Origin of the sequence: Streptomyces sp. NTH33 (assembly GCF_003236365.1) — a bacterium.
Lineage (GTDB): Bacteria > Actinomycetota > Actinomycetes > Streptomycetales > Streptomycetaceae > Streptomyces.
The window spans coordinates 1-4674 of sequence record NZ_POTZ01000511.1; the positions used below are offsets into that span (position 1 = coordinate 1).

Genomic DNA, 4674 nt, shown 5'->3' on the forward strand with positions numbered 1-4674 from the left:
GTCATCGTTCCTCCTCCTTCGTGCCGGCGGACGGGCGGCGGGCGACGACGGTGTGGGTGATGCCGGTCTGCCAGCCCGGCAACGGCAGCACCCGCACCTCTTCGAACCCGGCCCGCCGCACGCGCCCGGCGAGCTGCCCGGCCGTGTCGAAGGTGACGACACTGCGCCACAGGTGCCGGTAGAGCGGCCCGTCGCCGAGCAGCGTCGCGACCGGCAGGACCAGCCCGCCGCACACCGCGTTCCACACCGCCCGGTGCGCCGCCCGCCCGCTCAGCGCGTACTCGTGCACCACCAGCCGGCCGTGCGGCGCGAGCAGCAGCGACGCGGAGGTGAGCACGGCGTCCGGGGCGGCGGCGTTGCGCAGCAGGTACGCGGCGAAGACCGCGTCGTACGGGCCGCGCACCCCGGCTTCGGCCAGGTGTTCCACCGGGGCGTGCACGAAGCGGACGGGCCGGGGCCACGGCCGGCGGGCCGCGCGCCGCAGCATGCCGGCCGAGGCGTCGACGGCGGTGATGTCCGCGCCGGGCAGCACGGCGGCCAGGGCCGCCGTCGAGGCGCCCGTGCCGCACCCGAGGTCCAGCACTCTCAGGCCCGCACCGCCGCGGGTCAGGCCGAGGCGCCGGGCGGAGCGGCGCAGGTGGGCGTGGTAGCCGGGATTGGCCGCCACCAGCGTGTCGTAGCTGCGGGCGGCGCGGTCGAACGCGGCGGCCAGGTCGGCGTCGCGCAGTACGGGCATGCCATCTCCATGAGGGGAGTGAGGGTACGGGGCGTCAGGCGGCGGGGGAGTTCCGGCGCGGTACGAAGGGCAGGGCGAGGGCGGAGCCGAGCATCGCGGTGACGGGCACGTGCAGGCCGATGGACAGGTCCTCCGGCAGGCTGGTGCCACCGTCCAGGAAGCGCAGCAGACGGGGCGCGGGGACGCACGTGAACAGGCGGGTGAAGAAGGCCGGACCGTCCACCCGGCCGTGGTCGAGGGCGTGCAGCAGCACGGCGTCCATGAGCCGGGAGCGGGCGGAGTGGGCGCGCGGGGGGAGCGGCCGGCGTCCGGCGTGCAGTGCGGCGGCCACGGCGCGGGTCTGGCGCTGCACGGCGCTGAAGGTGTAGCCCGTCGCGGGCCGGGTGGCCCCGGCCGCGGCCCCGATCCGGAACACGGACGCGGCGATCCGCCGGGGGAAGTCCGCGTCCGTCATCGGGATCACGCCCTGTTCGCACGCGGTGACCTCGTGGTCGCCGGCGTCCAGGATCCGGGTGGTGTAGTGCCGCAGCGCGCGGTCGTACGCGTCCCGGTCGAGCACGTGACGGGAGAACTCCGTGTACTCGACGAGCGCCTCGTGCGGCCCGGTCGGCAGGACGTAACCGAAGGACAGGCCGTGCGCGGGCTGGGGGGTACGGAAGTCCATCAGCTCCACGGTGGCGGGATCGAACACCGGCCGGCGGGTGCGGACGAACCAGCCGCGGAAGTGCTGCAGCAGCGTCGTGCGGGCCGGTGGCAGCCGCTCGGGCGGCCGGGAGTCGAACACCCAGCGGGCGCGTACGGTCACCCGGCCGCCGTCGGCCCGGCGGGCGTGCACCAGGGCCCCGCCCCGAGCGGACTCGACCCGGTCCACGACGGCCTCGACGCGTCTCACGCACGGGCTCGCCGCGATCTCCCGGCCGACCAGCGCCTCGAAGGCGTCGGAGCGCAGCATCTTGTAGCGCAGCGGTGCGATGGCGGCGTCCACCGCACGGCCGTCGCCGGAGCGCACCCGCAGCCGCTGCCAGGAGGCCGTCAGCGCCTCGTCGTACGGCCCCGCCCCCGCCTCCCAGTAGCACCAGGTGCGCCGCGCCGCGCGGAACGGGCCCGGCGGTGCCGCCAGCAGCACCGCCGTCACCCGGCGCGCGCCCGCGGGCGGCCGGGCCAGCCGCAGGGCCAGCGACAGCCCGGCGGCCCCGGCGCCCACGACGGCGACGTCCGCCTCCACGTCCACGGCGGCGTCCGGCTCCACGCCCACGGCGGCTCCCTTCCCGGGCCTGCTGATCCGGCCAGTCTTCCGGCCCGCCGGCCGTGGCGGATGCAGTCGGGAGCGTGTCGTGCGGACGGGGGCCCGCCGTGTCGGCACGTCCACCGAACGGCGCATCCGGTGAGGCGTCCCGCGCGGAATGTGTCCTGACGAACCGCGAAGCACGACGTGCGAAGGACGGGCGAGGCACGGGGCATCCGGCCCGGCTTCCCCGACTGGCGAGAGGATCCGCGATGCGTTTCACCCAGGCGACCGGCCGCCCCACGGCAGCCCCGCCGCGCAGGCCGCCCGCCGGGCCGGCCGACCACCAGGAGGCCGGGGAACCGGTCGGCACGGCCGGTCGCGGTCCGCGGTCCTGCGCCCGCGCGGAGCACCCGGAGCACCCGAACCACCAGGATCACCCGGACCCCCCGACCCCGGCGGACCGCGAGGGCGACGCGCGTGCCGTCGACGACGACGTGCCGGGCGCCGTCGGCCGGGAGCTCCAGGAACTGCTCGCCGACCACCTCACCGGCTGCCGCGGGCTGGACTCGGTGTTCGCCCACGACATCGCCGAGCGGGTCGTGGGCTTCGCCCGGCGCGGCGGGCGCCGTATCCGCCCCCGGCTCGTGTGGTGGTCCCTGCGGGCCTGCCGCGGCGGGGACCCCGTCCAGGTGCGCGCGGCGCTGCGGACGGGGGCGGCGCTCGAACTGATCCAGACCTGCGCCCTGGTCCACGACGACCTGATGGACCAGGCGTCCACCCGCCGCGGCGGCCCCGCGCTGCACGCCGACGTGGAGCGGCAGTACGCCGGTACCGCATCGCACTCGGCCGCACGCCGGCTCGGCGCGTCGGCCGCCGTGCTCGCCGGCGACCTCGCGCTGGCCTGGGCGGACGACGTACTGGCCGGCCTGGTGCTGGACCCCGGGCTCCCGCCCGGCACCGCGCACCGGCTGAACGGCGTGTGGCGCACCCTGCGCACGGAGATGGTGGCGGGCCAGTACCTCGACGTGCAGGGCCAGGCCACCTCCGCCCTCACCCCGGCCCGGGCGATCCGCACCGCCTGCCTCAAGAGCGCCCTGTACACCGTGGAACGGCCGCTGGAACTCGGTGCCGTCCTCGCCGGCGCCGACGAGGCCACCACCCGCACGCTGTGCCGCGCCGGACGCTGCGCGGGCCTGGCCTTCCAGCTGCGCGACGACCTGGACGACCTCTTCGCCGACCCGCACGTCACCGGCAAGCCGTCCGGCGGGGACGTGCGCGAGGGCAAGCCCACCTATCCGCTGGCCGTGGCCCGCTCCCTCGCCACGGCCACCGGCGACCGCCGCGCGCTCGGCGTGCTGGAGCACGCGGTGGGCCGCGCGGACCTCCCCGACAGCGAGCTGGCCGACGTGCGGGACGTCCTCGTCGCGACCGGCGCCCGCGACCTGGTGGAGACGGATATCGCACGGCTCGCCGGACAGAGCCTGCACCACCTCGGCGAGGCCGCCCTGGAGCCGCGCGCGGCGGCCCGGCTGCGCGGCCTGCTGACCGGGATCACCGGCACGCCCGGCCGGGTGCCCCAGCCCGGCGGTCCGCCGCCCGACGCCGGACCGACCGCCGCGGGAACCGCGGGAACGGAGGCGGACAGGTGACCAGAACGCTGACGGGGCCCACCGACCACGTGGTGGTGGTCGGCGCGGGTCTGGCCGGCCTCTCCGCCGCCCTGCACCTGCTCGGCGCGGGCCGCCGGGTCACCGTGGTCGAACGCGACCCGCACCCCGGCGGACGGGCCGGACGCCTCGCGCTCGGCGGCTACCTGGTCGACACCGGGCCCACCGTGCTCACCATGCCGGACATCGCCGACGAGGCGTTCGCCGCGGTCGGCGAGTCGCTGCGCGACCGCGTCGACCTGATCGCGCTGCACCCCGCGTACCGGGCACGCTTCGCCGACGGCAGCACCCTCGACGTGCACACCGACGCGGAGGCGATGGAGGCGGAGATCGAACGGTTCGCCGGAGGCGCCGACGCGGCGGGCTACCGCCGCCTGCGCCACTGGCTGCGGCAGCTGTACCTGGCCGAACGGGGCCGCTTCCTCGACGCCGACTTCGACTCACCGCTCCAGCTGCTCACCCCGGACCTGGCCCGCCTCGCCGCGCTCGGCGGCTTCGGCCGCTGGGAGGCGCGCATCGCCCGCCACCTGCGCGACGAGCGACTGCGCCGGGTCTTCTCCTTCCAGGCCCTGTACGCCGGCGTTCCGCCCGAGCGGGCCCTGGCCGCCTACGCGGTGATCGCCTACATGGACACCGTCGCCGGGGTGTACTTCCCGCGCGGCGGCATGCACGCCCTGCCCCGCGCGATGGCCGCCGCCGCGGCGGCGGCCGGGGCGGAGTTCCACTACGGGCAGCCGGTCACCCGCCTGGAACGCTCCGGCGAGCGGGTCACCGCCGTGGTGACCGAGGAGCGGCGCATCGCCTGCGACGCCGTCGTCCTCACCCCCGACCTGCCGGTGGCCTACCGCCTGCTGGGCCGGACCCCGCGCCGCCCGGCACGCCTCGGCCACGCCCCGTCGGCCGTGGTCCTGCACGCCGGCTGCGACCGCACCTGGCCGGAACTGGCCCACCACACCCTGTCCTTCGGCCACGCCTGGCGGCGCACCTTCCGCGAACTCACCCGCACCGGCGAGCTGATGAGCGACCCCTCCCTGCTGATCACC

4 protein-coding genes are annotated in these 4674 nt (G+C 77.1%); 2 read left to right on the forward strand and 2 right to left on the reverse strand.

Going from position 1 to position 4674, the window contains the following annotated elements:
• Nucleotide 1: 1 nt before the first annotated feature.
• Both C1I97_RS31770 and C1I97_RS31775 read right to left on the reverse strand, forming a co-directional pair.
• Nucleotides 2-736, reverse strand: a complete 735-nt coding sequence (locus tag C1I97_RS31770; protein ID WP_111006515.1) for a class I SAM-dependent DNA methyltransferase — start codon at nt 734-736, stop codon at nt 2-4.
• 34 nt (nt 737-770) lie between these two features.
• Nucleotides 771-1991, reverse strand: coding sequence for a lycopene cyclase family protein (locus C1I97_RS31775; protein WP_258382829.1), 1221 nt, complete (start codon nt 1989-1991; stop codon nt 771-773).
• 242 nt (nt 1992-2233) lie between these two features.
• On the opposite strand from C1I97_RS31775, the gene C1I97_RS31780 reads away from it, so the two are divergent.
• Both C1I97_RS31780 and crtI read left to right on the forward strand, forming a co-directional pair.
• Complete coding sequence (locus C1I97_RS31780; RefSeq protein ID WP_111006517.1) at nt 2234-3613, forward strand: polyprenyl synthetase family protein; 1380 nt, start codon at nt 2234-2236, stop codon at nt 3611-3613.
• Nucleotides 3610-4674, forward strand: a 1065-nt coding sequence (crtI, locus tag C1I97_RS31785) for a phytoene desaturase family protein (protein ID WP_111006518.1), incomplete at its 3' end; no start/stop codon positions are given. The genes C1I97_RS31780 and crtI, both read left to right, overlap by 4 nt.

Coding starts and splice junctions, on each gene's coding strand:
- C1I97_RS31780 (WP_111006517.1), top strand. CDS start 2,234: ATGCGTTTCACCCAGGCGACCGGCCGCCCCACGGCAGCCCCGCCGCGC.
- C1I97_RS31770 (WP_111006515.1), bottom strand. CDS start 736: ATGCCCGTACTGCGCGACGCCGACCTGGCCGCCGCGTTCGACCGCGCC.